This is a genomic window from Actinomadura sp. NPDC048955 (assembly GCF_040649435.1).
GTDB classification, from domain to species: Bacteria; Actinomycetota; Actinomycetes; order Streptosporangiales; family Streptosporangiaceae; genus Spirillospora; species Spirillospora luteofluorescens.
This window is the reverse complement of sequence record NZ_JBEZJI010000016.1, coordinates 59,215-78,788: the sequence shown is the minus strand read 5'-3', so window position 1 is coordinate 78,788 and position 19,574 is coordinate 59,215. Positions and strand designations below refer to the sequence as shown.

Here is a 19,574-nt window from a genome sequence, read left to right as displayed (position 1 = left end):
ATGACCTATCCCGACGCCCGCTACTTCGGGGACGGCGGCGAGAGCAGCGGGACGTTCCGTCCCGCCGGCGCGGCGCCCGACCTCCTCATCGGCGCCGCCGACAGCGACCACGTCCACCGCGGGACGCGGGTTCACTACCTCGGCACCGGCGGCTCGACCGACGGCGCCTTCGGCCTCTACCGCTGGGAGATGGGGCCGAAGCCGTCCGGCCCGATGCCGCACTTCCACAGGACGATCACCGAGTCGTTCTACATCCTGTCCGGGACGGTCCGGCTGCACGACGGGACGGGGTGGAAGGACACCTCGGCCGGCGACTTCCTCTTCGTCCCCGAAGGCGGCGTGCACGGGTTCCGCAACGAGTCGGGCGAACCGGCGGCGATGCTCCTGCTCTTCACGCCGGGCGCTCCCCGCGAGGCCTACTTCGAGGAGCTCGCCGAGATCGCCGCGACCGGGCGGCGGCTCAGCGACGAGGAGTGGACGGACCTGTACCGGCGCCACGACCAGTACATGGTGTGACGCCGGGTCGCCGCTGCTACCCGCCGATGAAGCCCTTGGACTTCAGCCAGGTCTCGGCGACCTCCGCGGGCTCCTTTCCCTTGATGTCGACCTCGCCGTTGAGCTCCTGGAGGACCGCGTCGGTGAGCGCCGCGGCGATCGGGTTAGCGATCTTCTCGATGGCGGGGTCGTCCCTGTGGACGGACTCCCGGACGGTGAGGGCGGGGTTGTAGACGGGGAAGAACTTCTTGTCGTCCGGTACCGGGGTAAGGCCGAGCGCCTTGATGCGCCCGTCGGTGGTGGCGACCTCGCCGAAGGCGCACGGCTTGCCCTTGCCGATGGCGTCGTAGATGGCGCCCTCGGCAAGTGTCGCCACGTCCGACTTCGGCAGGCTGAACCCGTAGGCCTTCTGCAGGCCGGGCCACCCGTCACTGCGTCCGGCGAACTCGCTCGCCACGCACGTGGACGCCTTCGCCGGGTCGCTCTTCGCCAGCCTCGCGTAGCCCGACAGGTCCGCGATCCCGAGCTGCCGCATGGTCGTCGTCTTCACCGCGAGGGCGTAGGTGTTGTTGGCGGGCGCGGCGGCCAGCCACTTCACCTTGTTCTTCGCGAGGTCCTGCTGCGCGACGGCCGCGTACTGCCTGGCCGGATCGCCGATCGGCTCGGTCTGCTTGAGGTAGTTGATCCAGGCGGTTCCGGTGTACTCCCAGTAGAGGTCGATGCTGCCGGACGTCAGCGCGGCCCGCGTGGTGTTGCTGCCCTGGAGCCCGCACTTCTCCTTGACGGTCGCGCCCGCCGAGCGCAGCGCGAGAGCGGTGACCTGGCAGAGGACGAGCTGCTCGGTGAACTCCTTGGACCCGACGGTGAGCGTGACGCCCTTCAGCGAGTTGCCCTCGGCCAGGCTCCCCGCCTTGGCGTCGGTGCCGGCCGAGCTGAAGCATCCGGCGGTCAGGGCGACGGCGGCGAGGGACGCGGCGACGGGGAGCTTGCGCATGGTAACTCTCCTCAAGGGGTTCAGAGGCCGCGAGGGCGCAGAACGGACTCGACGATGCCGATCAGCCAGTCGGCGGCCATCGCGAGCACGGCGGTCAGGACGCTTCCGGTGAGCAGGATCGGGGTCCGGTTGAGGGAGATGCCGGTGTTGATGAGATCGCCGAGCCCGCCCGCGTTGGTGAACGCGGCGAGCGTCGCGCTGCCCACGTTGAGGATCACCGCGACCCGGACGCTGGCGAGGATCACCGGGACGGCGAGCGGCAGCTCGACGCGGAACAGGACCGCCGCCCTGGACAGGCCGATGCCGCGGCCCGCCTCGATCAGCGACCGGTCGACGCCCTGCAGGCCGACCATCGTGTTGCGCAGCACCGGCAGCGCGGAGACGAGGATGAGCGCGACCACCGCCTTCTGGAAGCCGATGCCGACCGTGACGGCGAGCAGGACGAGGACCCCGATGGAGGGGACGGCCTGGCCCACGTTGGCGAGCGCGAGGAACGGCGCCGACAGCCGGTTCAGCCGGGGCCGGGTCAGCAGCACGCCGAGCGGGATGGCGATCGCGAGGACGAGCGCCGTGGACACCGCGACCAGCCTGATGTGCTGGAGGAACTGGTGGGTGATCTCGGACCGGTTGAGGGAGCGTCGCTCGATCGCGTCGAGATCCAGGCCGCGCACGTACAGGTAGAGCGCCGCCGACACGGCGACGAGGAAGACGGGCGTGACGAGGAGCCCGGCAAGGGAGCGTCCGGCGGTCTCGTCGCCCGGCCTCGTCCGCTCCGGCACCGCCGTGACGGTCATGGCCGCGGCTCCGGGGTCCGCCGGACGATCGCCGACCACGAGACCGCGCCCGCGGGCCGCCCGTCCTCGTCCAGGACGGTGGCGGTCTCCGCCCCGGCGCGCAGCATCGCGTCGAGGGCCTCGTACAGGGACTGCTCCGCGCGGACGGTCGCCGCCGGGGGGCCTTCCCCGGCGGGCAGCAACTCGATCGAGCCGACCTCGACCAGCCGCAGCCGCCGCATCGCCGCGCCCGCCCCGACGAACTCCGCGACGAACCCGTCGGCCGGCTCGGCCAGGATCGCCGCGGGGGTGTCGTACTGCACGAGCCTCGCCCCCTCCCCGAGGATCGCGATCCGGTCGCCGAGCTTCAGCGCCTCGGTGAGGTCGTGGGTGACCAGCACGATCGTCTTGCCGATCCGGGCCTGGAGCTCCAGGAACGCGTCCTGCAGCCGCTCCCGCGTGATCGGGTCGAGCGCGCCGAACGGCTCGTCCATCAGCATCGCGGGCGGATCGGCCGCCAAGGCGCGGGCGACGCCGACGCGCTGCTGCTGCCCGCCGGACAGCTCCTTCGGGTACCGGCCGCGGTACGTGCCCGGGTCGAGGCCGACCATGTCGAGCAGCTCGTCGACGCGGGCGCGGACGCGTCTGCCGTCCCAGCCGAGCGTCCGCGGGATGAGCCCGACGTTCGCGGCGATCGTCATGTGCGGGAACAGCCCGACCTGCTGGATCACGTAGCCGATGCGGCGGCGCAGCCGGTCGGGGTCGACCCGGGTGACGTCCTCCCCGTCGAGCAGGATGCGGCCCGAGGTCGGCTCGATCAGCCGGTTGATCAGTCGCAGCGTGGTCGTCTTGCCGCAGCCGGACGGGCCCAGCAGCACGACGATCTCCCCGTCCCGGACGCTGAGCGTGAGGTCGCCGACGGCGGGGGCGTCCTGCCCCGGATACCGCTTGGTGACGCCCTCCAGCCGGATCATCTCCCGTCCGGCCGGGGCGGCCTGCGCGGTCTCGGTCGCGGCGGGTTCGGTCATCGCAGCCCCCTGGAGGTGGTGAGCCTGGACAGCAGGACGAACAGCGCGTCCAGGACGAGCGCCAGAACGGCGACGCCGAGCGTGCCGGCGAGGGTGTCGTTCAGCGCGTTGGCGCCGCCGATGCGCGACAGCCCCCCGAAGATCAGCTCGCCCAGCCCGGGCCCGGCCACGGCCGCGGCGATCGCCGCGATCGCCACCGTCATGATCGTGGCGACCCGGACGCCGGTGAGCACGACCGGCCAGGCCAGCGGCAGCCTGACCCGCAGCATCCGGCTCAGCGGGCTCATCCCCATCCCCCGCGCCGCCTCCTCCACCGCGCTCGGCACGCCGTCCAGCCCGGTGATGGTGTTGCGCAGGATCGGGAACACCGCGTACAGCGCCAGCGCGGTGATCGTCGGGGTCAGCCCCAGCCCGAACAGCGGGATGAGCAGCCCGAACAGCGCCAGCGACGGGACGGTCAGCATGGTGCCGGTGACGCCGAGGGCCAGCCCTCTCGCCCTCGGCCGCCCCTCGACCGCGACGCCGAGCCCGACCCCGACCACCGCCGCGATCGCGACGGCGATCAGGACGACCTCGGCGTGCTCGCCCATCATCCGGGCGATCGTGGGCCAGCGTTCGGAGAGGTACTCGGAGAAGCTCATCGCCGCCTCCCGTCGCCGCGCGCGGCGGCGGGAGCCCGGGCAAGGACGGTGGGGTTCGCGTCTCCCATACCTCAGAGGCTGCCTACGGATGATCAGTCTGGCAATAACGGATTCGGTGAGACCGCACCCTCCGACGCATCCGCACCGCCCTTGACACCGTCTCCACAGCCGGCGGCGGTGGGCATCGGCTGGGCAGGCGGAGGGAATCGTCCGACACTGATCCCACAGCAGAAAGGAGCCCCGAGGTGCCCTACGCCTACGACCCGGCACTCCTCCCCTGGATCCCGCAGGTCCCGCGGCTGTCGATCGCCGACATCGAGCAGACCCGCCGCGACGAGAAGGACTTGTTCGACGGCCTGCCGAAATACGTCCCTCCCGCCCCGGTCGAGACCCGCGACCTCACCATTCCCGGACCCCCGGACGTCCCCCTCCGCATCTACGCACCGGCCAACCGGGCGGGCACCCTCCCAGGACTCGTCTACTTCCATCCGGGCGGCTTCGTCCTGGGCAGCGTCGACATGTCGTCGGACGACGCGACCACCATCGCAGCCGAAGTGAACGCCGTGGTGGTGTCCGTCGAGTACCGGCTCGCCCCCGAACACCCCTTCCCAGCCGGACTCGATGACTGTTACGCCGCCCTCATCTGGACGGCGGCGAACGCCGCCGCCCTCGGAATCGACCCGGACCGGCTGGCCGTGGGCGGCGAAAGCGCGGGCGGCGGCCTCTCCGCGGCCGTCGCCCTCCTCGCCCGCGACCGGGGCGGCCCCCCACTGTGCTTCCAACTCCTCGGCGTCCCCGAACTCGACGACCGGCTCGACACCCCGTCCATGCGCGCCTTCACCGACACACCGATCTGGCACCGCCCCAACGCCGAACTGAGCTGGGACTACTACCTGGGCAAGGGCGTGCGCGGCACCGGCGCCGTCTCCCCGTACGCGGCCCCCGCCCGCGCCGACGACCTCTCCGGCCTACCGCCCGCCTACATCACGACCTGCGAGTTCGACCCGCTGCGCGACGAAGGCCTGACCTACGCACAACGACTGATCCAGGCAGGCGTCCCGACCGAACTGCACCACTACCCCGGCACCTTCCACGGCTCCACGATGATCACGGAAGCCCCCATAACGAAACGCATGGCCGCCGACCGCACAACCGCCCTCCGCCAGGCTCTACACCCCACCCATTAACGCCCCACATCCACACAACAGGGCCCCGCCCCTCCAGCCCCGCCACGACGGCGCGGACGCAGCCGGGCAGGACGTAGTCGCGCCCGGCGAACAAGGCAAGGCCGCAGGCGGCGAAGCGCCGCTGCACCAGCACGCAAGCCTGACCTGACGCACCGCGCCCCTCCCCGACGCCATCGACCGACCCGCCACCCCGGCGAAGCGCCCCTGCGCCAGCACGCAAGCCTGACCTAGCGCACCGCGCCCCTCCCCGACGCCATCAGCCAACCCACCACCCCGGCGAAGCGCCCCTGCGCCAGCACGCAAGCCTGACCTGACGCACTGTGTCCCTCCCCGGCGCCATCGGCCCGCCCGCTTCCTCGGCGGGGGACAGGCGCCGGGGTCATGGGGTGGTCACCGCCGTCGCGCCGAGGCGCCAGACGCACCCGAACGCCTCTGACTCCTCGGCCTCCTGCCGCCCCTGGCCGCCGTCTACCTGCAGCCACACACCGAAATCAGCGCCCGCGCCCCCATCTCCGCGCTAGCCGCCTTCCGCAGAGCGGAAGAAACACCCCCTCCCACGCCAACCAACCCGCAAAAATTCGAGTCCCCCGCATGACCGAGAGCTCCGTGCCCAAGCCCCCCGCACCTCCACCGTCAACGCGGTAGCCGCTGACAAGCAGCAGGCTCCGTCACCGAGCCCGGGATGGACGCGGCCCCCCCGCTTCCCAGGGCCGCGCCCATCCCCACCCACCAAACCCCAAGCAACATGAAGCCGAGCGAACACATCCCCAGCGGCGGGCAACTCGGGCACGCATGACACGAAGTCGACCAAGAACCAGCAGTCACCACCCCGGATCGTGCACAACTCAACCCGCCACCCCTCCCACCCGCCATGCAGCGGTGACACCGGGACCGCGCATTGGCATGCGCTCTCGGAGGGGCGCGACCGCGCTGCCCTCCCCTCGCGGTGTCAGGCCCTGCGGCTAGCCTCTGCGCATGGCATCGCGCTTCTATCATCTGGTCATCGACTCTCGGGAGCCGTCCGCGCTCGCCGAGTTCTGGGCGGCCGTCCTCGATCAGCCGGTCCTCTACCGCTCGGACGACGAAGTCATCGTCGGCGCGGACCCTCACGTCTATCCCGGGTTGTGCTTCCTCCGTGACGACGGCACGAAGACCACGAAGAACCGGCTGCACATAGACCTCGACCCGGACGACCAAGAGGCCGAGGTGCAGCGCATACTCGCCCTGGGCGCCCGTCGCGCCGACATCGGCCAGTCCACCGACGTGTCGTGGGTCGTGCTTGCGGATCCCGAGGGCAACGAATTCTGCGTGTTGCGGCCTCACACCTCCCTCATCGAATAATTTTCTTGCGACCCTGCTACAGAAGAGGAACCGGCGATGAGCGACTTGGATTCTCTGGTTCGGATACGAGAAATATGCATGTCGTTTCCAGAGGCGACGGAGAAGCCTTTCGGCGGCCACACGGCACCCTCCTTCCGTGTTCGCGACAAGCTGTTCGCAATGACCTCCGAGGACGGCCTGTCTTTGACGTTCAAGGCCGGGCCCGGTGTGCAGGATGCCCTGGTCGCAGAGGCTCCCGAGCGCTTCTTCGTCCCGAAGTACGTGGGCGTTAAGGGGTGGGTCGGCGCACGACTCGACGTCGACCACGACTGGGACGAGATGGCCGAGCTGATCGAGGACAGTTACAGGCTTGTCGCCCCCAAGCGCCTGGCCAATCTCCTCGACAACTGAGCCCCGTCGAGCCCAACGGCACCGAGTCGCCCAAGCAGCGGATCTGATGGAGCACGCCCCTGCCCCGCAACGGCATCGTCCGATGCCCCCGACGCGGTCGCCGAGGGCCATGCTGGGACTGGTCGCGCCCGCGCACACGCCCACCGGGTAGAGCTCGCCGTCGTCGCCAGGCAGCGCGAACCCGACCAGCACGGCTCGTCGCCAGGCTCGGCGCCGTTGGCCGAACAGCTCGTTCCCGTGACTCGCCCTGGCGTCCAGCATCCGGCAGGGCAACTCGGAGGTCGTGAGTCCGGATGGCCGCCCGGCTAGCAGGACGTCGGGGCGTTGTCCGGCAGCGCTCGTGCAGCACCCAGCCCCGCAGCCACAACCCCATGTCCCACAAGACCCCCCGAACACCGCGAACTCCCCAGCGCCACCGACGCTGCCTCCTCCTCCAACGCGCCCCGCAGCGGCCCGCCCCCGTACCGCCAGGGCAAGTCGGCCACGGCCGGAGGCCGGCGTACCTGGGGGTGCGTGCCGGAGCCGGACAAGGCAGGGCGAATCCTGGCAGCGGTGCTGCAAGAGCCAACGTCTGAAGGACAAGGCGGCGCTGAACGAGGCAGCCGTACCGGAGCCGGACAAGGCGGGGCGGATCTTGGCGACGGTGCTGTAGGAGCGAACGTCTGGAGGTGGAGGCGGCGCTGGACGAGGTGGGGGTGCCGGAGCTGTCTTGAACGCCCGCCGGAGGGGGCCGGGGCCGCCGGAGGGGGCCGAGCCCGTTGGCCGGGGTGGATTGGGTGCGTTCGGGGCGGTGCGGTCCGGCTGCTCGATTCGCGCGTTCTGGGACCGCCGACCGCCCGCGATCACTCTTCGGCTGGCTCGCGCATGGCACCTCCTCTCGCGGGCACGCCGGCAGCTCTTGGCGTTCAATGTGGTCGGCGTTCTAGGCGTGCTAGGCGGGCGGCTATATGTTCCATCGTGGCGTTGCCGGGTTGCCAGCCGCGCTGGAGCAGCGCTGTCAGGAGAGCGCCCAGGTAAGGGGCCGGGCGGGTCAAGAAGTTCTTGGTGACGGGGATGACGTCCCAGCCCATCTCCTTGGCGAGCCAGTCTCGGCGGCGTGCGTCGTGGTTCCTGGCCTCTCGGCCGGTGTGGTGGCGTTCGCCGTCGTATTCGAGGCCGACGCGGAACTCGCGGTAGCCGAGGTCGATGTACAGCGAGTGGCCTTGCGGGCCCTGCACGGGGATCTGTGTTTCAGGGAGCGGGAAGCCCGTATCCACGACGGCGACGCGAACCCAACTCTCGCCGGGGGAGGCCGCGCCACGGTCACCGAGTCGGAGGATCTGACGCAGCCGATTGTTGCCGCGGTATCCACGCAGCGTCCGGGCCATCGCGGTGAGTTCCCCGACGTCCACGTCTCGCCGCAGGAACTGGTCCAGGGCCGCGACCGCCTCGTAGCGAGGGAGCCAGCGGGCGCAGTCGAGTGCGGTGCGGGCCGGGCATGTGAGGCGTACATCGGATTCCCTCACTACGTGTTCGGGTGGCAGTTCGACACTGTCGGGCGTGATCGGAGACGGGGCCGGCGGAGTCTCGGAGGTTCGGGAGGCGATGAGTTCGACGTCCCAGTCGAGCTCGTTCACCCCCGGAGGTAATACGTCCAGGCCCCATATCCATGCGGCCGTGCGCCGCGCGATGACGACCTCCTGGGGAAGGAGGCTGCTCAACGCCGCGGCACGCGCGGCGAGACCGGCTCCCTTGACGGGGACGAGATATGCGTCCGGGCCGATGGGGATGATCGAGTCGGCGCCTGTTCGCTTCCAGGTGAGGGTGAATCCGTCCATGGGATCGAGGATGCCTTGCCCGGCGGTTCCAGGAAGGCGACCGCAAGAATGTGGATAACTCCGAGTTTTCGCAGGTCAGTGAGCTAGTCGCGAGTTCGGTGGTCTGGCGGTTCCGCATCGGGCGCCGAGGGGGCCGGCGTTGCGGAGACCGCCTTCGTCGCCCACGCGGCCAGGCGGTTGATCAAGTCGGGAGTGGCCGCCACCTCGGCGTGGCCGAAGGCCGGTTCTATCCACAGTTCCCTCGGGTCGGACGCCGCCTCATAGAGCTGGTGGCCGTGCTCGACGGGGAAGAACGGATCCGCGGCCCCATGGACGACCAGCAGCGGCACCGGCGCGATCCGTCCGGCGACCTCGTGCGGTGCCTCTGGAACCGGGTCCCAGCCTTTGGGCGCGATCCGTGTGCCGCGTGCCATGCGGACCGCCATTCGGCCCGCGCGCCGTTCGATCGCCCAGTGCACGCGCCGCATCGGCACCGTTCCGCGGTAGTACCAGCGCGCGGGCGCGCTGACCGAGACCACCGCGTCCACCCCGCCGTACAGCGCAGCGTGCCTGACGACTATGGCGCCGCCCATGGAGAACCCCGTAAGGACAATTCTCTCGTATCCCCGTCGGCGGGCTGCCGCGACCGCCGCGTCGACGTCGAGCACCTCCCGGTCACCCACCGTTGAGTGACCGCCGGACCGGCCGTGGCCGCGGAAGTCGAGCGCGATGACACCGCCGTGGCGGCCGAGGGCCGCGGCGATGCGGCGAAGCGCGGGCAGGCGCCACGAGCAGGTGAATCCGTGCGCCAAGATGAAGCAGACCTCGCCACCGAAGGGCGTGTGACCTGCGTCGATCCGGACACCATCGGTGGTGTAGAGGGTGAGCGGTTCGGGATTCCCCACGCTTCAATGATCGCGCATCGGCTGCGGCGGCTCGAAAAAACTTTGCCCCGGCCCGTTGGAGAAGCGGCCCGCCGAACGATGGAGGGGTATGAACCACCCGGGAAAGCTGGAGCCCGACCCGGGGCCGGCCCTGCTCGCTCTCTATGACACGGCCTTGCCCGAGGTCTACGGCTACCTGCTGCCCAGGTGCGGCCGGCGCGCCCTGGCGGAGGACCTCACGGCCGAGACCTTCCTGGCCGCCGTGGAGGCGGTACGCAAGGAGCCGCCCCCGGCGCTGTCGGTCGCGTGGCTCGTCGGCGTGGCGCGGCACAAACTGGCCGACCACTGGAGGCGGGCGGCCCGGGAGCAGCGCGGCCTTCAGGCCCTGGACGGGGGCGTCTCAGACCCCGCGGCGGACCCGTGGGACGAACGCCTGGACGCGCTCGTCGCCCGAGACGTCCTCGGCACGCTGGCACCTCACCATCGGGCGGCTCTGACGCTGCGCTACCTCGACGGGCTGCCCGTCCCGCAGGTCGCCGAGCACCTCGGCCGGACGCTCCACGCCACCGAGGCACTGCTGACACGGGCGCGCAAGGCCTTTCGCCAGGCCTACACAGACCACTGTCCATCAGGGAATCGGGTCCCCCGGCAACCCGGCGGAAAGGAGGGCCACGATGACTGATCCGCTGGAGGCTCTCCGCACACCGGTCGTCCCGGTCGATCCCGACCCCGCCTTCGCGGCGCGGCTGCGTGAACGCCTGCGGCATGCGCTGCTGCAACCCAGAGGAGACATCATGGCGACGGCCACCATCCAGGAGACGCAGGCCGAGGTACGGTCACTCACCCCCTACCTGTGCGTCGACGACGGACGGCGCGCCCTGCGCTGGTACGCGGATGCGTTCGGTGCTGAACTCCGGGGCGAACCGATGGTGATGGAAGACGGACGTATCGGCCACGCCGAACTCGTCCTCGGCGACTCCGTCCTGATGCTCGCCGACGAATGGCCGGAGAACGGTCTGCTCGGCCCGAAGGCACGTGGCGGCCCCAGCCAGTCGCTCTACCTGAAGGTCCCCGACGTGGACATCGTCTTCTCCCACGCCGTCGAGATGGGTGCCGTGGCCCACCGTCCCGTGGCAGATCACCCCTACGGGCGCAATGGCGTCGTCATGGACCCGTTCGGCCACCGCTGGGTCATTTCGAGCCCGCTGGTGCCCGCACATCCACGGCTACGGCACGGCGATGTCGGATACACCTCGGTCCAGGTTCCGGATGTGGACCGCGCCGCCGCCTTCTATGGCTCTGTCCTCGGCTGGCACACGGTTCCCGAAGGCGTGGCGGCCGGTCGTCGCGTTGAAGGACTGCCCGAACAGCAGATCGGTCTCTTCGGCGGGCAGGAGCACCGAACCGTTCATCTGGCCTTCGCGGTCGAGGACGTCCACGAAGCGGTCCGGCGTATCCGCGATGCCGGCGGCGACGCCCAGGAGCCGACCGACGAGCCTTTCGGCCTCAGCGCCGCGTGCACCGACGACCAGGATCTGCGCTTCTCGGTCTACCAGCCTGCGGAGGCGGTCGGCCCCGTCGAGAGCGGGCAGGCGGAAGAGCCCGGCCTCACCGCTCACCACGGTGAGATCTCCTACCTCACCATCGGCGTGCCCGACATCGCCCGCGCGCGTTCCTTCTACGGCGAAGTGCTGAACTGGGAGTTCGCGCCGGGCCACACACCGGGCGGCTGGAGCGTCCGCCTCGGCGGAACGGAAGTCCGCCCCATGACCGGAATGTACGGCGGCGCCGACCGTCCCGTGGTGATCCCCATGTACACGGTCGACGACATCGAGCCCGCCGTCGCCCGCGTCCGGGAGGCCGGCGGCACCGCGACCGCCCCTGCCCGGCAGCCCTACGGGATCACCTCCGAATGCACCGACGACCAAGGGAGCCGCTTCTACCTGGGCCAGCACTGACGTTCCACACCAAACTCGGCTTCTCTCCGGCCCCCGCCACGGTCACGAGGGCGACGGACGTCAACATCCTCCTTACGGCCGCCCCAGCCCGCATCACGCCCAGCGCGTGGTCCCGTGCATCAGCGACCCCATGGCCACCCATAGGGAAATGACGGTTTAGGTATGTGTCCGCCGGAGTGGGCTGAAAGGACAGGGTGCTGGGTAGAAATCGAACGTGTCTGGTGGGCTGGTTGGTCGACGGGCTTTGGCGTCGGATTGGCTGGTATGGACAGCGAAGAGCGCACGCTGCAGGTGAAGGCACGCCGTACGCGGCGCGCTGGCGAGGGCGGAGCGACAGCGCGGCTGCCGGACGTTCCCGAAGCCTCTGCGGCGGCCTCGGCGTGCAGGCGTGAGGCCGGGGAGTACGCGCAGCAGGCGATGGTCTCTTCGGCGCGAGCCCACGACCGCGCAGCGCTGCTCCTGGAGGAGATGGCCACGGTCCATCCCGAGGAGGCCGAGCTGCACCTCCAGTCAGCGGCACGGCACCGCCGATGGGCCGACAATGACAGAAAGCTGGCCCGACAACACGCACCCCACGGCGACAAACCCGATGCTCCCTAGAAGACCACCGTCCTTCAGGCAAGTCGCCGACCGCCTTCCCGCCCGCTCCTGAGCGCCCGTGGTAGGCCCGGCATCTCCCGCGGTGCCGGGCCTGCCGGGTGTCCGCATTGTGGCCGTCGGGGGCGGGGCGCTTAGGTAGGAAGGTCATGTAAGGCTCTCTGGGAGGTCCTTGTGCGGGTTGGGGTTCTGCTCAACGAGCGGGGCGGCGCGGAGGCGCTGGGCAAGCTGGCCGACGACGTGCGGCGCGCGGCGGACGACGGGTTCTCCTCGGCGTGGATGTCGCAGATCTTCGGGGTGGACGCGCTGACCGCGCTGGCCGTGGCGGGGAGCGGCGTGCCCGGGATCGAGCTGGGGACGGCGGTCGTGCCGACGTATCCGCGGCATCCGGCCGTACTGGCGCAGCAGGCGAGGACGACCGCGCTGGCGCTGCGGGGGCGGTTCACGCTCGGCGTCGGGCTGTCCCACAAGATCGTCATCGAGGACATGTACGGGTACGACTTCGGCAGGCCGCTGCGGCACATGGACGAGTACCTGTCGGTGCTGGCGCCGCTGCTCAACGGGGAGAACGCCGCCTTCACGGGCGAGACGCTGCGAGGCCACATCGGGCTGAGCGTGCCGAACGAGGGGCGGGTTCCGCTGGTGCTGGCGGCGCTCGGCCCGAAGATGCTGAAGCTGGCGGCGGAGCGGGCGGACGGGACGGTGCTGTGGATGACCGGCCCCGTCACCGTCCGCGAGCACATCGTGCCGACCATCACGGCGGCGGCCGAGGCGGCCGGACGCGGCGCGCCGCGGGTCGTGTGCGTCCTGCCCGTGTGCGTCACCGGTGACGTGGAGCGCGCGCGGGAGCAGGCCGGGGAGACGTTCGAGGTGTACGGGGTGCTGCCGTCCTACCGGGCGATGATGGACCGGGAAGGCGTGGAGGGGCCGAAGGACATGGCCGTCGTCGGGGACGAGGACGCGGTCGCGGCGAAGCTGGAGGAGCTGTCCGAGGCGGGCGTCACCGATTTCGTCGCCGCCGAGTACGTGCCGGGCGACCGGCGCACCCGGGAGTTCCTGAAGACGGTCACGGCGAAATGAGCTCGTAGAGGTTGCCGCTGGCGTCGGAGAAGTAGAGGCCGCGGCCGCCGAGCGGGTGGTTCTCGTCGACGCGGCCGTTGTCGGCGTGGGCGGGTTCGTCGCCGTAGGGGATCTCGCGCGCGTCGAGGCGGTCCACGACCGTGTCGAAGGTGACGGCGTCCACGTCGAAGGCCAGGTGGTGGCCCTGCGGGTAGGCGACGGTCATGAAGTCGAGAGTGAGGCCGTCGTTCACGCGGATCGGGACGAAGTGCCGCGCGTGCGGGTGCGGGCCGGTGTACTCAAGGCCCATGACGGCGGCGAAGAAGCGGGCGGCCTCGTCGTTGTCGGCGGCCGTCACGATGGTGTGGTTCAGGGTGATCGTCATGCGGCGGTTCCTTCCTTGAGCGCGCCGTGCAGGAAGACGTCCAGGTACTCCTCGACGGAGAGGGGCTGCGTCTCGGGGCCGGCGGCGGGCCGGGCGCGGCTGAACACGAAGCCCATGAACAGGCCCGCGATCTGCTCGACGGGCAGGCGCAGCCGGTCCCGTTCGGGTTCGAACAGCTCGGCGAGCGCCTCGCGGGTGCGGGTCATGGCGGCGGCGCGGTCGGGGCCGGGCTCGCCGGCGCCGGGTTCGCGGCGCTCGCGGCGCCCGGTGGCGTGCAGCGCGCCGATCACCAGGCCCATGCGGGCGAGGTAGGCGTCGATCGCGGCGGCGGCCTCGGCGAGCCGCGCGGGCAGCGGCTGGTCGAGCGGGATGGCGCCGATCTCGGCGAGGACGTGGTCGGTCCGCAGGGCCTCGGCGACGCAGGCGTCGAGCAGTTCGTCCTTGTCGGCGAACACCCGGAAGATCGTCGCCTCGCCGATGCCGGCGGAGCGGGCGATCTGCGCGGTGGTGACGGCCATGCCGTGCTCGGCGACGAGCGGCAGGGCCGTCCGGATGATCATCTCGCGGCGCTGCTCCGGGCTCATTCCGGGGGCGCGCCGGCGGCTCTTGTCCTCCATGCCCGCCACGGTACGGAGTGAGTACTCACTCCGTCAACACCGAAGTGAGTACTCACTCCGCACAACCCGACAGATCAGCATACGGTGGCTGATACCGTTGCGATGCTGCGCGCCAGGAGCGAAGTCCGGTGGAAAATCCGGCGCTGTCCCGCAACTGTGGTGCCCCTCTCGAAGTGGCCGAGCCAGGTCGCCTCCTCGCGCGCCGACGATTGTCGACCTCGTGGAAGGGCGATCCGTCATGACGGGCCGCGGCTTCCCTGCACCAGCCAGGAGGCTCCTGTGAGACCCGTACGCACCTTGGGCGCGGTGATGGCGATCGGCGTCGTCACGCTCGCCGCCGCATGCGGCGGCGACGACGGCAAGTCCGGCGGCACGCCGGACGGGAAGGCCGTCACCGTCCAGGCCGCCAACGGGGCCGTGAACGTCCCGGCCAAGCCGAAGCGCATCGTCTCCCTCTCCCCCACCCACACCGAGACGCTGTTCGCCATCGGCGCCGGGCCGCAGGTGGTCGCGGTGGACGACTACTCCAACTATCCGGCCGGCACCCCGCGCACGAAGCTGTCGGGCTTCAAGCCGAACGCCGAGGCGATCATCGCCCACAAGCCGGACCTCGTCGTGTTGTCCGACGACATGGACGGCATCGTCAAGTCGCTGGAGAAGGTGAAGGTCCCGGTCCTGCTGGAGCCGGCGGCGAAGAACCTGGACGAGGCCTACGACGAGATCGGCGACCTCGGGAAGGCGACCGGGCACGAGGCCGAGGCCAGGAAGGTCACCGACGGCATGCGCGCGGACATCCAGAAGACGGTCGCCGCGTCGTCCAAGGCCAAGGGCCTCACGTACTACCACGAGCTGGACAACCAGCTCCATTCGGTGACCTCCCAGACCTTCGTGGGCCAGGTGTACGGGCTCTTCGGCCTCCAGAACATCGCCGACAAGGCGGACAAGGCGTCCGGCGGCTACCCGCAGCTGTCCCGCGAGTACCTGCTCAAGCAGGACCCGGACCTGATCTTCCTGGCCGACACCAAGTGCTGCGGGCAGAACGCCGCCGCCCTCACCAAGCGCCCCGGCTGGTCGGACCTGGACGCGGTCGGGCACGACGGCGTGGTGGAGCTGGACGACGACATCGCCTCCCGCTGGGGGCCGCGCCTGACGGAGTTCGTCAAGGCGATCGGCGACGCGGTCCAGAAGGTTCAGTGACCGCTGCCGCCGAGGGCGCCCGCCCGTGAGCAGGCGCCGACCGCACACCGGGGACGTCCCGGCCGATCCTGAGGACGCGGCCGGGACGTCCCCGGACGTCCGCACAGGTCCCGAGGACGTCTCCGGTCGGGAGCCGGGCGACGGCGAGAGCGCGAATCTCCGGGTCGCCCGCGCGGACTCCGAGGACGTCTCCGGGCAGGCGGCCGAGACCTCCGGCGGCCGCGCCAAGGCACGGACGCGTCTCGCAGGCGTCGCCGCTCTGGACGGTGCCGGCGCGCCGCACGGCCTGCGGGGCCAGGCCAGGCTGCGGCCGCTGCCGCTGGCCGTTGCGGTCGGGCTGCTCGGCGCGACGCTGCTGGCGGGGGTGCTGGTGGGGTCGGCCGGGCTGCCCGTCGGCGGGGTCCTGAAGGCGCTGGCCGACAGGATCCCGTTCGTGCACGTCGACAGTGGTCTCGGCGTCATCGACGAGAACGTGCTGTTCCAGCTGCGGGTGCCGCGAGCGCTGATGGCGGCGCTGGTCGGCGGGATGCTCGCCGTCGCGGGCGCCGGGTACCAGGGCGTGTTCCGCAACCCGCTCGCCGACCCGTACCTGCTGGGCGCGGCGGCGGGGGCGGGTGTCGGGGCGACGATGGTCATCGCGCTGGTGCCGGGCGACCCCGGGTACGCGGTGCCGCTCGCGGCGTTCGTCGGCGCGATCGGCGGGGTCGCCCTGGCGTACCTGCTCGGCAGCGCCGCGGCGGGACGCGGGAACGGGACGGCGACGCTGGTGCTGGCCGGCGTCGCTGTGTCGTCGTTCCTCGCCGCGGTGCAGACGCTGATCCAGCAGATGAGGGCGGAGGAACTGCAGCGGATCTACTCGTGGATCCTCGGCGGGGTCGGGTCGGCCGACTGGCACCAGCTGGCGCTCGTCTTCCCGTACGCGCTGGTGTCCACCGTGGTGCTCCTCGCCCACGGCCGGCTGCTGGACGTGCTGAGCGTCGGCGACGAGGAGGCGGCCTCGCTCGGCCTGTCGGCGTCGCGGGTCCGGCTGACGGTGCTGGTGGCGGCGTCGCTGGCGACGGCGTCGGCGGTCGCGGTGAGCGGGCTGATCGCGTTCGTCGGCATCGTGGTCCCGCACGTGGTGCGGCGGCTGGCAGGCGGGTCGTACCGGATCGTGCTGCCGCTGTCGCTGCTGGGCGGCGCGGCGTTCCTGGAGGTGGCCGATCTCGTGGCGCGGACCGTGATCAGGCCCGGGGAGCTCCCGCTCGGCGTGGTGACGGCGTTCGTCGGCGGGCCGTTCTTCGTCGTGGTGCTGCGCGCGTCCCGCCGGCAGGTGGACACGTGACCGTCTCGGTGCGGGGCCTGGACGTCTCGCTCGGCGGGCGGCAGGTGCTGGAGGGCGTGTCGGTGGAGGTCCCGGCGGGCTCGTGGACGGCCGTCATCGGGCCGAACGGCGCGGGCAAGTCGACGCTGCTGCGCGCGGTCCTCGGCCTGGTGCCGTCCCGCGGCGAGATCACCCTCGCGGGCGCGGACCTGCAGTCGCTCAAGCCGAGGCAGCGTGCCCGGCTCGTCGCCTACGCCCCGCAGAGCCCGAACCTTCCGGTGGGCATGACGGTGTACGACTACACGCTGCTCGGGCGCTCCCCCTACGTGCCGCATCTGGGCCGGGAGAGCGCCCGCGACCGGGCCATCACCGGAGAGGTCCTCGACCGGCTGGGCCTCACGCCCTTCGCGGACCGCCCCCTGGACCACCTCTCCGGCGGTGAGCGGCAGCGGGTGGTGCTGGCCCGCGCGCTCGCGCAGCAGACCTCGGTGCTGCTGCTGGACGAGCCGACGACCGCGCTCGACATCGGTCACCAGCAGCAGGTGATGGAGCTGATCGACCGGCTGCGGCTGTCGGACGGGCTGACCGTGGTGACCACGATCCACGACCTGACGCTCGCCGGGCAGTACGCCGACGGGCTCGTGCTGATCTCCGGCGGGCGGGTGGCCGCGTCCGGCCCGCCCGGCCTGGTCCTCACCCGCGACGCCGTCGAGGAGCACTTCGACGCCCGTGTGAGCGTCACCCCCGGGCCGGGCGGCCGGCCGATCCTGTCGCTGGAGCGTCCGTGAACCTCGAGACGGTGTGGCGGGTGGAGGACGGCAGGCGGCTCGCCTCGACGGTGTGGCGGGCCGGCCCCGGCCATCGGATGATCTCCTCGGCGATGCTGGGCGGCGGGATCGGCCCGGCCCGCTGGGTGCTGAACGCCCAGGTGCCCGGTGCCTACGCGCGCACCGACCCGGTCGCGCACCTCGCCGAACTCGCGGCGGCGGAAGGCCTGGAGGGCCCCGGCGTCGGGATGCTCACGGCGGCCTCGGTGGCGCGCACGGTGCGGCGGGAAGGCGAGGGCGTGAGCGTGTCGGCGACGGTCGGGCTGCGCGTCCCGACCTGGGCGGCCTCCCCCGCCGGGACGCCCGACGCCGAACTGGCCCCGCTTGAGGGGGACGGGACGCGGGCCTACAGGCCGGGGACGATCAACATCGTGGTCGCCGTCCCCGTCGCGATGAGCGACGCGGCACTGGTGAACGCGGTCGTCACCGCCACCGAGGCCAAGACGCAGGCGCTGCTCGAAGCGGGCTTCCCGTGCACGGGCACGGCGTCCGACGCGATCTGCGTCGCGGCCGCGACCGGCGGAGCGCCGGAGGTCTTCGCCGGGCCCCGCTCCACCTGGGGCGCGCGGATCGCCCGGACCGTGCACGCCGCCGTCAACGCCGGGGCCCTGGACTACGCCGCCCGGCTGGAGGCGCGCGGCTAGGGCCGGCCGCCGTACCACCCCGGTGCGGTACGGCGGCCGGTCTCAGGGCCAGTGCAGTTGGGGGGTCGGGCCTCACCTCCTCCCTGTGGGTCGCGCGGCCGGCATGACGGTCAGCCGGCGTGAGGAAGACGATGCCCGTTGTGCCCCCCGTGTCCGTATCCGTTGCGGCGCAGGGGGTCGGTGGCGAGCGGGTCGCCGCCGTCCAGCAGGGACCCGTTCATCGGCGGCAGGGAGTGCAGCCCGGTCGGCGGTTCCCGGTCGACGACCGGGCGCGGCCCGGCCGGGCCGTCCGCGCGCCCCTCCGACAGGGCGGTGAGCGCGTCGACGCGGCGGCGTGCGCGATCGGCCTCGGCGCGGGCGGCGTCCCGCTCGGCGGTCAGCGCCCGCACCGCGGCGCGCAGCTCCTCGGTGGCGCGGCCGAGCTGCCAGTTGTGCTGCTCCAGCTCGCGGGCCCGCGCCTGGATCTGGTCGCGGTCGGCGACGGCCTGCCCCCGTTTGGCCTCGGCGTCGCGGACGGCGGAGCGCAGGTCCTCGGCGGCGCGGGTCGCGGCGGCGGCCTCGACGCGCTGCCCCTCGACGAGGGTCTCGGCCTCCGACAGCCGCCCGTGCAGGGTGACGAGTTCGGCGCGGGCGCTCTCCAGGGAGGCGAGCAGTTCACCCTCCCTGGCGGCCACGCGGTCGCGTTCGCGCTCGGCGGCGAGGCGGGCGGCGCCCGCGCCGTCGGCGTCGTCCCTGGCCTCCTGGCGCTCCCGCCGCGCGGCGTCCCGTTCGGCCGCGAGCCGCTCGGCCTCGGCGCGGGCGGACGCCGCCTCCTGCTCGGCGGCCTCGGCGCGGGCGCGGGCGGTGGCCGTCTCGCGCCACGCCACCTCAGCCTGCCGCTGGGACGCGTCGCGCTCCCGCTGCGCGAGCGCGACGAGCCCGGCGGCCTCGGCGCGGGCCTCGGCGATCCGCCGCTCGACGCCCGCGACGCTCAGCTCGGCGATCAGCGACCCGGCGAGCCGGTCGGCGAGGCCCTCCAGCCGGTCGACCATCTCCCACGTCCAGGCGACCTGGCCGGTGAGGCCGGGCGACTCCAGCCCGCGCTCCCGGCTCTCGCGCGCGGCCCGCTCGCACGCGCCGTCGCCGTCCTGGCAGTAGCGGACGGTGCGGGCGCCGCGCACCGGCTGCGGCACGGGCCGTCCGCAGCCGGCGCACGGCCAGACCGCGACCGGGTCACCGAGGCATGCGATCCCGGCACGGTCGTCTTCGGTGGCCGGCGGCCCCGCCGCGCCGGCCGGCGGGGCGTCGGGCAGCGCGGCGGAAGACCCGCGCGGGCCCGCCGGATCTTCTCGCTCGGCGTAGGAGGCGGGGTCGGTGATGACGGGAAGGTCGGTCTGCGTCGGGGCGGCGGGGGTCGGGGCGACGTTGTCGAACGGGGCGACCTTCTGGTCTTCCATGTGCCGTTGTACGCACGGCGGC

At 72.0% G+C, this 19,574-nt stretch carries 21 protein-coding genes; 12 read left to right on the top strand and 9 right to left on the bottom strand.

The annotated features are described in order from the left end of the window. Complete coding sequence (locus AB0C84_RS17945; protein WP_361067155.1) at positions 1 to 516, top strand: cupin domain-containing protein; 516 nt, start codon at positions 1 to 3, stop codon at positions 514 to 516. Between the two features lie 16 nt (positions 517 to 532). Here the strand turns inward: AB0C84_RS17945 and AB0C84_RS17940 are convergent, their stop codons facing one another. Genes AB0C84_RS17940 through AB0C84_RS17925 form a run of 4 tightly spaced genes read right to left on the bottom strand, consistent with a single transcriptional unit; the run spans position 533 to position 3,931 of the window. After that, complete coding sequence (locus AB0C84_RS17940; RefSeq protein WP_361067152.1) at positions 533 to 1,489, bottom strand: glycine betaine ABC transporter substrate-binding protein; 957 nt, start codon at positions 1,487 to 1,489, stop codon at positions 533 to 535. Between the two features lie 20 nt (positions 1,490 to 1,509). Continuing rightward, positions 1,510 to 2,283, bottom strand: a complete 774-nt coding sequence (locus AB0C84_RS17935) for an ABC transporter permease (RefSeq protein ID WP_361067148.1) — start codon at positions 2,281 to 2,283, stop codon at positions 1,510 to 1,512. Then, positions 2,280 to 3,290, bottom strand: coding sequence for an ABC transporter ATP-binding protein (locus tag AB0C84_RS17930; protein ID WP_361067145.1), 1,011 nt, complete (start codon positions 3,288 to 3,290; stop codon positions 2,280 to 2,282). Before AB0C84_RS17930 ends, AB0C84_RS17935 begins: the two co-directional genes overlap by 4 nt. Further along, positions 3,287 to 3,931, bottom strand: a complete 645-nt coding sequence (locus AB0C84_RS17925; protein ID WP_179842575.1) for an ABC transporter permease — start codon at positions 3,929 to 3,931, stop codon at positions 3,287 to 3,289. Before AB0C84_RS17925 ends, AB0C84_RS17930 begins: the two co-directional genes overlap by 4 nt. Positions 3,932 to 4,176: 245 nt before the next feature. Here AB0C84_RS17925 and AB0C84_RS17920 point away from each other — a divergent pair, with 245 nt between their 5' ends. The 3 genes from AB0C84_RS17920 (at position 4,177) to AB0C84_RS17910 (ending at position 6,849) form a co-directional block, all read left to right on the top strand. Next, the gene (locus tag AB0C84_RS17920; RefSeq protein ID WP_361067141.1) at positions 4,177 to 5,118 is read left to right on the top strand and encodes an alpha/beta hydrolase; all 942 of its coding nucleotides are present in this window, start codon (positions 4,177 to 4,179) and stop codon (positions 5,116 to 5,118) included. Positions 5,119 to 6,093: 975 nt separating this feature from the next. Then, positions 6,094 to 6,459 carry a VOC family protein gene (locus AB0C84_RS17915; protein ID WP_258941590.1) on the top strand — a complete coding sequence of 122 codons (366 nt, stop codon included), beginning with the start codon at positions 6,094 to 6,096 and terminating at the stop codon, positions 6,457 to 6,459. Between the two features lie 36 nt (positions 6,460 to 6,495). Then, on the top strand, positions 6,496 to 6,849 hold the full coding sequence (locus tag AB0C84_RS17910; RefSeq protein WP_361067136.1) for an MmcQ/YjbR family DNA-binding protein: 354 nt from the start codon (positions 6,496 to 6,498) through the stop codon (positions 6,847 to 6,849). 905 nt (positions 6,850 to 7,754) lie between these two features. Here AB0C84_RS17910 and AB0C84_RS17905 read toward each other — a convergent pair. Together AB0C84_RS17905 and AB0C84_RS17900 are read right to left on the bottom strand one after the other, a co-directional pair. Further along, positions 7,755 to 8,666: a hypothetical protein gene (locus tag AB0C84_RS17905; protein ID WP_361067133.1), complete on the bottom strand. Its 912-nt coding sequence runs from the start codon at positions 8,664 to 8,666 to the stop codon at positions 7,755 to 7,757. A gap of 83 nt (positions 8,667 to 8,749) precedes the next feature. Continuing rightward, positions 8,750 to 9,550 carry an alpha/beta fold hydrolase gene (locus AB0C84_RS17900; RefSeq protein ID WP_361067131.1) on the bottom strand — a complete coding sequence of 267 codons (801 nt, stop codon included), beginning with the start codon at positions 9,548 to 9,550 and terminating at the stop codon, positions 8,750 to 8,752. Positions 9,551 to 9,638: 88 nt separating this feature from the next. Here AB0C84_RS17900 and AB0C84_RS17895 point away from each other — a divergent pair, with 88 nt between their 5' ends. The 4 genes from AB0C84_RS17895 (at position 9,639) to AB0C84_RS17880 (ending at position 13,164) form a co-directional block, all read left to right on the top strand. Next, positions 9,639 to 10,211: a sigma-70 family RNA polymerase sigma factor gene (locus AB0C84_RS17895; RefSeq protein WP_361067128.1), complete on the top strand. Its 573-nt coding sequence runs from the start codon at positions 9,639 to 9,641 to the stop codon at positions 10,209 to 10,211. After that, positions 10,204 to 11,487 (top strand): VOC family protein, encoded by a 1,284-nt coding sequence (locus AB0C84_RS17890; protein WP_361067125.1) that lies wholly within the window; start codon positions 10,204 to 10,206, stop codon positions 11,485 to 11,487. The genes AB0C84_RS17895 and AB0C84_RS17890 overlap by 8 nt, the downstream gene beginning before the upstream one ends. Before the next feature lie 264 nt (positions 11,488 to 11,751). Then, positions 11,752 to 12,087, top strand: a complete 336-nt coding sequence (locus tag AB0C84_RS17885) for a hypothetical protein (RefSeq protein ID WP_361067122.1) — start codon at positions 11,752 to 11,754, stop codon at positions 12,085 to 12,087. A 171-nt stretch (positions 12,088 to 12,258) separates the two neighbouring features. After that, complete coding sequence (locus tag AB0C84_RS17880) at positions 12,259 to 13,164, top strand: LLM class F420-dependent oxidoreductase (RefSeq protein ID WP_361067119.1); 906 nt, start codon at positions 12,259 to 12,261, stop codon at positions 13,162 to 13,164. Here AB0C84_RS17880 and AB0C84_RS17875 read toward each other — a convergent pair. Together AB0C84_RS17875 and AB0C84_RS17870 are read right to left on the bottom strand one after the other, a co-directional pair. Beyond that, positions 13,151 to 13,528 (bottom strand): VOC family protein, encoded by a 378-nt coding sequence (locus AB0C84_RS17875; protein ID WP_361067115.1) that lies wholly within the window; start codon positions 13,526 to 13,528, stop codon positions 13,151 to 13,153. The genes AB0C84_RS17880 and AB0C84_RS17875 overlap by 14 nt on opposite strands. Further along, positions 13,525 to 14,145, bottom strand: coding sequence for a helix-turn-helix domain-containing protein (locus tag AB0C84_RS17870; RefSeq protein WP_361067112.1), 621 nt, complete (start codon positions 14,143 to 14,145; stop codon positions 13,525 to 13,527). The genes AB0C84_RS17875 and AB0C84_RS17870 overlap by 4 nt, the downstream gene beginning before the upstream one ends. 279 nt (positions 14,146 to 14,424) lie before the next feature. Here AB0C84_RS17870 and AB0C84_RS17865 point away from each other — a divergent pair, with 279 nt between their 5' ends. The 4 genes from AB0C84_RS17865 to AB0C84_RS17850 all read left to right on the top strand — a co-directional run bounded on the left by AB0C84_RS17865 (position 14,425) and on the right by AB0C84_RS17850 (position 18,116). Beyond that, positions 14,425 to 15,342, top strand: a complete 918-nt coding sequence (locus AB0C84_RS17865) for an ABC transporter substrate-binding protein (RefSeq protein ID WP_258941580.1) — start codon at positions 14,425 to 14,427, stop codon at positions 15,340 to 15,342. 286 nt (positions 15,343 to 15,628) lie between these two features. Next, positions 15,629 to 16,666: an iron ABC transporter permease gene (locus tag AB0C84_RS17860; protein ID WP_339156661.1), complete on the top strand. Its 1,038-nt coding sequence runs from the start codon at positions 15,629 to 15,631 to the stop codon at positions 16,664 to 16,666. Continuing rightward, positions 16,663 to 17,433 (top strand): ABC transporter ATP-binding protein, encoded by a 771-nt coding sequence (locus AB0C84_RS17855; protein WP_361067107.1) that lies wholly within the window; start codon positions 16,663 to 16,665, stop codon positions 17,431 to 17,433. Before AB0C84_RS17860 ends, AB0C84_RS17855 begins: the two co-directional genes overlap by 4 nt. Then, positions 17,430 to 18,116: an adenosylcobinamide amidohydrolase gene (locus AB0C84_RS17850; RefSeq protein WP_361067104.1), complete on the top strand. Its 687-nt coding sequence runs from the start codon at positions 17,430 to 17,432 to the stop codon at positions 18,114 to 18,116. Before AB0C84_RS17855 ends, AB0C84_RS17850 begins: the two co-directional genes overlap by 4 nt. Before the next feature lie 110 nt (positions 18,117 to 18,226). Here AB0C84_RS17850 and AB0C84_RS17845 read toward each other — a convergent pair whose 3' ends face one another. Then, entirely contained in the window at positions 18,227 to 19,552 is a 1,326-nt protein-coding gene (locus tag AB0C84_RS17845) for a chromosome segregation ATPase (protein WP_361067101.1), read from the bottom strand. Positions 19,553 to 19,574 lie beyond the last annotated feature (22 nt).

Coding starts and splice junctions, on each gene's coding strand:
- AB0C84_RS17945 (WP_361067155.1), top strand. CDS start 1: ATGACCTATCCCGACGCCCGCTACTTCGGGGACGGCGGCGAGAGCAGC.
- AB0C84_RS17940 (WP_361067152.1), bottom strand. CDS start 1,489: ATGCGCAAGCTCCCCGTCGCCGCGTCCCTCGCCGCCGTCGCCCTGACC.
- AB0C84_RS17935 (WP_361067148.1), bottom strand. CDS start 2,283: ATGACCGTCACGGCGGTGCCGGAGCGGACGAGGCCGGGCGACGAGACC.
- AB0C84_RS17930 (WP_361067145.1), bottom strand. CDS start 3,290: ATGACCGAACCCGCCGCGACCGAGACCGCGCAGGCCGCCCCGGCCGGA.
- AB0C84_RS17925 (WP_179842575.1), bottom strand. CDS start 3,931: ATGAGCTTCTCCGAGTACCTCTCCGAACGCTGGCCCACGATCGCCCGG.
- AB0C84_RS17915 (WP_258941590.1), top strand. CDS start 6,094: ATGGCATCGCGCTTCTATCATCTGGTCATCGACTCTCGGGAGCCGTCC.
- AB0C84_RS17910 (WP_361067136.1), top strand. CDS start 6,496: ATGAGCGACTTGGATTCTCTGGTTCGGATACGAGAAATATGCATGTCG.
- AB0C84_RS17905 (WP_361067133.1), bottom strand. CDS start 8,666: ATGGACGGATTCACCCTCACCTGGAAGCGAACAGGCGCCGACTCGATC.
- AB0C84_RS17895 (WP_361067128.1), top strand. CDS start 9,639: ATGAACCACCCGGGAAAGCTGGAGCCCGACCCGGGGCCGGCCCTGCTC.
- AB0C84_RS17890 (WP_361067125.1), top strand. CDS start 10,204: ATGACTGATCCGCTGGAGGCTCTCCGCACACCGGTCGTCCCGGTCGAT.
- AB0C84_RS17885 (WP_361067122.1), top strand. CDS start 11,752: ATGGACAGCGAAGAGCGCACGCTGCAGGTGAAGGCACGCCGTACGCGG.
- AB0C84_RS17875 (WP_361067115.1), bottom strand. CDS start 13,528: ATGACGATCACCCTGAACCACACCATCGTGACGGCCGCCGACAACGAC.
- AB0C84_RS17870 (WP_361067112.1), bottom strand. CDS start 14,145: ATGGAGGACAAGAGCCGCCGGCGCGCCCCCGGAATGAGCCCGGAGCAG.
- AB0C84_RS17845 (WP_361067101.1), bottom strand. CDS start 19,552: ATGGAAGACCAGAAGGTCGCCCCGTTCGACAACGTCGCCCCGACCCCC.